The organism is Arthrobacter sp. (assembly GCF_030540645.1).
Taxonomy (GTDB): domain Bacteria; phylum Actinomycetota; class Actinomycetes; order Actinomycetales; family Micrococcaceae; genus Specibacter.
Genome location: NZ_JAUNVV010000125.1, coordinates 1 through 5,764, shown reverse-complemented (window position 1 = coordinate 5,764; position 5,764 = coordinate 1). Strand labels below are relative to the sequence as shown.

General features: G+C 62.6%; 5 protein-coding genes. 1 reads left to right on the top strand and 4 read right to left on the bottom strand.

Going from position 1 to position 5,764, the window contains the following annotated elements:
• The 4 genes from Q4P21_RS15610 to Q4P21_RS15595 all read right to left on the bottom strand — a co-directional run.
• On the bottom strand, positions 1-1,178 hold a 1,178-nt coding region (locus Q4P21_RS15610), incomplete at its 3' end, for a DUF4032 domain-containing protein (protein WP_303389646.1).
• Positions 1,179-1,300: 122 nt separating this feature from the next.
• Positions 1,301-2,398 carry an ABC transporter ATP-binding protein gene (locus Q4P21_RS15605; RefSeq protein ID WP_303389645.1) on the bottom strand — a complete coding sequence of 366 codons (1,098 nt, stop codon included), beginning with the start codon at positions 2,396-2,398 and terminating at the stop codon, positions 1,301-1,303.
• A gap of 166 nt (positions 2,399-2,564) precedes the next feature.
• Positions 2,565-3,365 carry a trehalose-phosphatase gene (otsB, locus tag Q4P21_RS15600; RefSeq protein ID WP_303389644.1) on the bottom strand — a complete coding sequence of 267 codons (801 nt, stop codon included), beginning with the start codon at positions 3,363-3,365 and terminating at the stop codon, positions 2,565-2,567.
• The gene (locus tag Q4P21_RS15595) at positions 3,362-4,813 is read right to left on the bottom strand and encodes a trehalose-6-phosphate synthase (RefSeq protein WP_303389643.1); all 1,452 of its coding nucleotides are present in this window, start codon (positions 4,811-4,813) and stop codon (positions 3,362-3,364) included. Before Q4P21_RS15595 ends, otsB begins: the two co-directional genes overlap by 4 nt.
• A 184-nt stretch (positions 4,814-4,997) precedes the next feature.
• Between Q4P21_RS15595 and Q4P21_RS15590 the strand changes: the two genes are divergently transcribed.
• The coding region (locus tag Q4P21_RS15590; RefSeq protein ID WP_303389642.1) for a thioredoxin domain-containing protein at positions 4,998-5,764 on the top strand (767 nt) is incomplete at its 3' end.

Genomic DNA, 5,764 nt, shown 5'->3' with positions numbered 1-5,764 from the left:
ACCTCGTGGACCACTTCCGCCGGTTCCAGCTTGCCGCCGAGCTCACGCGGGATGGCCCGCACAATGGGCTCGAAGATGGTGCTGACCCAGTTGTGGGCGCTGATTTCCTCATCCATGTCCGTGCCGGAGTCGACGCGGAATGAATCCATATCGTTGAGCAGCCGGCGGGCCTGGTTCTCCTGGGCGTCAAGGCCAGTGAGGCGCAGCAGGCGGCGCTGGTGGTGACCGGCGTCGACCACTTTGGGCTGGAGCTGGATGGTGGAGCCGTCGGGGGTGGTCTTGATGGCGTATTCCTCCACGTCGAACCCCAGGTCGTTCAAGCGGCGGATGCGGGCTCCGACGCGCCAACGGTCCTCCAGCTCGAACGATTCCTTTTCGGTCAGCTCTGCCCATAGTCGGCGGTAGCTTTCCATGATGAGCTCGCTCGTGGCGACCGGGTCCACCTTTTCTTCAATGAGGCCACCTTCAAGAAGGTCCATGAGTTCCCCGGCGATGTTGACGCGGGCAATCTCGAGGTCGTACTCTCGCTGTCCGGTGGACAGGTCCGGGTACAGTTCTCCGGTTTCGGCGTCCACTAGATAAGCGGCGAAGGAACCTGCGTCGCGGCGGAAGAGGGTGTTGGACAAGGAGACATCGCCCCAATAGAAGCCCACCAGGTGCAAGCGGACCAGCAGCAGAGCCTGGGCGTCGATGAGGCGGGTCAGGGTCTCACGGCGCAGCTTCTGCGAGAACAGGGCGCGGTAGGGCAGCGAAAACTTCAGGTGCCGGGTGACCAGCACGGGGTTGAGCGGCGCGCCGGTGGGGGTGGTGCGGCCCGTGATGACGGCTACCGGCTCCACACACGGCACATCGAGGCGGGCCAGCTTGCGCAGCATGTGATATTCGTGCCGCGCCACGTGCTCGGAGGTCTCCTTGATGGCAATGACGGAGCCGTCGAGGTGGGCGAAGCGGACCACGTGACGGGAGATGCCGCGGGGCAATGCAGCCAAGTTTGCGGCCGGCCATTCCTCCAGCGTGATGTGCCAGGGGAGGTCCAGCAGGCCGGGGTCGGCGCTGGCCGCCGTGATGTTCAGTGAGCCCATGACCTGGGCCGGAGGGGCGCTTTGCCGCGGCAGCTTGCCGATCTGCTCGAAGTCGGTGGGCTCATGGTTCCACTTTGCGCCTGGTTGCTCAGTCATGGACCAATTCTCTCTCAAAAGGGGTTGGTGGCTTAAACGCCGAGACGCGGCTGCCGGCTGGAAAATTCTCCAACAGGCAACCGCGCCTCAAAGTTACTGTGCAGGCCCGACCAGCGGGGTGGTTATACGGTGACGCTCTTGTCGCCCAGGCGGAGGCCTGAAGTGGCATCGAAGAGGTGCACGTGGTTGGTGGACGGGCGGACGTGGATGGTGTCGCCCTTCATCGGTGGGCGGCGGCCGTCGACACGGACAACCATGTCGCGCTCGTTGCCGTCGATGATGGCGTGGCCGTAGACGTAGGCATCGGCACCGAGTTCTTCGACGACGTCGGCCTCGACTGCAAGGCCTTCGCCGGCGCCGACGATCTCGAGGTCTTCGGGACGGACACCCACGGTGACGGTCTTGCCTGCGGCTTCACCCAACACGGCGCTGGGCACCGGGTAGATGGAGCCACCGAACTTCACGCCGCCGTCGACAACGGGCAGTTCCAGCAGGTTCATGGCCGGTGAGCCGATGAAGCCGGCAACGAACACGTTCTGCGGGGCATCGTAGAGATTGCGCGGGGTGTCGCACTGCATGAGTACGCCGTCCTTGAGCACGGCGACGCGGTCACCCATGGTCATGGCCTCAACCTGGTCGTGGGTCACGTAAACGGTGGTGACGCCCAGGCGGCGGGTCAGGGAAGCGATCTGCGTACGGGTCTGGACACGCAGCTTGGCGTCCAAGTTGGAAAGGGGCTCATCCATGAGGAACACCTGCGGGTTACGCACAATGGCGCGGCCCATGGCAACACGCTGACGCTGACCACCGGAGAGTGCCTTCGGCTTGCGGTCCAGGTACGCCTCGAGGTCAAGCAGCTTGGCGGCTTCCTTGACGCGCGTGGCGCGCTCTTCCTTGGAAACGCCGGCGATCTTCAGGGCGAAGCCCATGTTGTCCGCAACGGACATGTGCGGGTACAGCGCGTAGTTCTGGAAGACCATGGCGATGTCGCGGTCCTTCGGCGGAACGTCGGTGACGTCGCGGTCACCAATGAGGATGCGTCCGGCGTTGACGTCTTCCAGGCCGGCGAGCATGCGCAGCGACGTGGACTTTCCGCAACCGGACGGGCCGACGAATACGAGGAATTCGCCATCGGCGATTTCGATGTTGAGCTTGTCAACGGCGGGCTTCGTGGTGCCCGGGTAGATCCTCGTTGCATTGTCAAAAGTTACTGTAGCCACAGTGATATATCCCTTCATCGGCAGGTACGTGCCGAACGATCCTCAAGTGAATGGTTTGTTAATTCGCATCAGGCCGCACACATCTTAAACAGCAGGCGGTCTGATCTATGAAGTATGACACATTTTGTCCATGATTGGGGTCACTTTGTGATCTCCCGCACAGGCGTTAGAAAATTTGTGGCAAATTCAGTTCGGTGCGGGCTTCCACGAGCAGTTCCAGAACCTCCGGAAGCTCGTCTTCGTGCTGGATTCGGTACTGGGCAGTACTGCTTCCGGGCCCTACCTTGATGCCGAGATCCCCGGGTAGAAGAGCGGAAAATGCGTGCTCGTCCGTGACGTCATCGCCAGCGAAGAACGTGGCCGTGGCGCCACTGAATTCCCGCAGGGCGGTCAGGCTTTGGCCTTTGTCGGCCTTGAGCACTGAAATCTCCAGCACTTTTTTGCCCGTGCTGATGTGGAACGCGGGGTCCCCGGCGAGGGCCTTGTTGACATGCTCGACGGCGGCGCTCCCGTCCGTGTCGCTGGCAAGCCTGTAGTGGAGGACCACTCCGGCCGGTTTTTGCTCGGCAACCGTCCCTGGGAATTGGTTGATCGCCTGGGCTACGCAGTCCCGTGCGTGTGCCAGTGCAGACTGCTGTTCGGCAGTGAGCTCCAGCACGGGTGAATCGGGGCCCCAATACGTTTCCGCGCCGTGGCTGCCCACCAACAGTGTCGGTGCCGGGGGTGTGGCGACCGCCCGCAAACTGTCCAATGCGCGCCCGGAGACGAGCGCCGTCGTCGTACTTTCCAAGCCAGCCAGGGCGGTAAGGGCCGCTGCTGAGCGGGGGAGTGGGCGGGCGTCCTCGGCGCGGCTGACGATAGGGGCCATGGTGCCGTCGAAGTCCAGGGCCACCAAAAGGTGCGGCGTCTGGGCCAGCTGGATCACGGCGGCGCGCAGTTCGGCGGACATTTCCACAGTCTGGGTCATACCGGAACGGCCTCCGTCTCGAGGGTGGAGAGGAATTCCTGGCTCCAGCGCTGCACGTCGTGGCTGAGGATCTGCCGGCGCATGGTGCGCATGCGGCGTGCGGCCTCAACGGGGGAGAGGTTCACGGCGCGCAGGATGGCGGATTTGAGCCCGTCGATGTCGTGCGGGTTGACGAGGATAGCGGATTTAAGCTGGTCGGCGGCGCCGGTGAATTCGCTCAGGACCAAGGCACCGGTGTTGTCTCCGCGGGCGGCTACATACTCCTTGGCAACGAGGTTCATGCCGTCGCGCAGGGCTGTGACAAGCATGACGTCGGCGGCCAGGTACAGCGCCACCATTTCCTCCACAGGGTAGCTGTGGTGAAGGTAGCGCACGGCCGTGTTTTGGATGGTGTCGAATTGGCCGTTGATCCGGCCCACCATGCCTTCGACTTCGTCGCGCAGCTGCTTGTAGGTTTCCACGTTTTCGCGGCTGGGGCTGGCCACTTGGATCATGGACGCATCCGCCACGGTCAGCACGCCGTCGTTGAGCAATTCGCCGTAAGCCTTGAGCCGGTGGGTGATGCCCTTGGTGTAGTCGAGCCGGTCCACGCCCAGGAGGATGGTTTTGGGGTTGCCGAGTTCCTGGCGGATTTGCCGTGAACGGGCAATGACGTCCTTGCTGGCCGCCAACTCTTGGATCTGCGCCACGTCGATGGAGATGGGGAAAGCGGCGGCGCGGGCAATATGCACCACTTTCCCGTCGCCGTCCTTCACCTGAATTTGGGCGGACTTCACACCGGCCCCGACAAAGCGGCGGGCCGAGCGCAGGAAGTTGGCCGCGTCACTAGCACGTTGGAAACCGATCAAGTCAGCGTCGAGCAGGCCTTCGATGATGTTCTGGCGCCACGGCAGCTGGGCAAAGATTTCCTGCGGCGGAAACGGGATGTGGTTGAAGAAACCGATGCGCAGGTCAGGGCGAAGCTGGCGGAGGTAGCGGGGCACCAACTGCAGCTGGTAGTCCTGCACCCACACCGTGGCGTTCAGTGCGGCTGCGCTGGCAGCGGCTTGGGCGAAACGCTTGTTGACCGTGCGGTAGGCGTCCCACCATGTACGGTGAAATTCGGGCGGGGCAATGACGTCGTGGTAGAGAGGCCACAGGGTCGAGTTGGAGAAACCCTCGTAGTACAGTTCAACTTCTTCTGCTGACAGCGGCACGGGAATGAGGTCCATGTTGTCGTGGTGGAACGGTTCCAGGACCTCGTCCGGCGCCCCGTGCCAACCCACCCAGGCACCTTCATGCGAGGCCATGACGGGGGCCAGCGCTGTGACGAGGCCGCCGGGGGAACGCCGCCATCCGCCGTCGGAATTATCCGTAGAATCCCGGTCCACCGGCAACCTGTTTGAGACCACCACGAAATCCGAATGGCCGTGGTGGTGGGCCGGTTTACTGTTCACTTCTTCAGGCACGTGGAACTCCCATAGCTCGTTCTCCAGTTTGTGCCAGCTTAGCCTGCGGGGAATATACCGGGCAGTAGTCCAAGTATTGGGACGGGGCGTGCGGCGTCGAGCGTTCTTCAAGCTTTCTCCCCTAGGATGATCAGGAACTTGCCGTTTTCACGGCCCTTTTTCATGCCCGAAGACTTGAGGAAATATGAGCTCCAAAAACGATCCGCGTTTGACCAATGCACAGCGAACTGCGCAGGCCCGTGAAAAGGCAAAGGGTATTCGCGACGCCCAGCTGAAGAAGGAAAAGCGCAACAGCTGGCTGATTCGCGGCGGTGTCTTGGTGGCAGCGCTGGTGGTTATTGCCATTATTGCGCTAATAGTCATCAACACGAACAAGGCCAACGAGCCGGTGGCTCAAACGGGGCCGGTTCCCGCCAACGCGAACGTTTACGGCGGTGTGACCCTGGGCAAGGACAACGTGGTGATCCCGCCTGCGACGGCAGGGACGACCGTTGACGTGAGCTCCGTGGTCATGCCCACCGCGCAGCCCACCTCGGTGGCCAAGCCCGAGGCAATCGGGGTGAAAGCTTCCGCGTCCGGCCAGCCGGCACAGGTGGTGGTGTACCTGGACTTCATGTGCCCGGCCTGCAACGGGTTTGAGCAGAATTACGGCCCGCAGTTGGATCAGCTGCGCAATGAAGGAAAGGTGACGGTGGAGTACCGCCCGCTGCCGTTCCTTGACCGTTTCTCTTCCGGAACCAACTACTCCTCACGGTCGGCAGCTGCGGCAGCTTGTGTAGTGGACAAGTCCCCGGAGAAGTACAAGGCATTCGTGGATTCCCTGTACGCCAACCAGCCGCAGGAAAACAGCAAGGGCCTGGACAACGCCACGCTGCAGAAGTTCGCCACTGAGGCCGGTGCTGCGGACATCAGCAGCTGCGTCAGCGAGAAGACCTACCGCCCGTACGTTGC

Excerpts from the sequence above, each read along its gene's own strand:
- otsB (WP_303389644.1), bottom strand. The coding sequence starts at position 3,365 with ATGACCCAGACTGTGGAAATGTCCGCCGAACTGCGCGCCGCCGTGATC.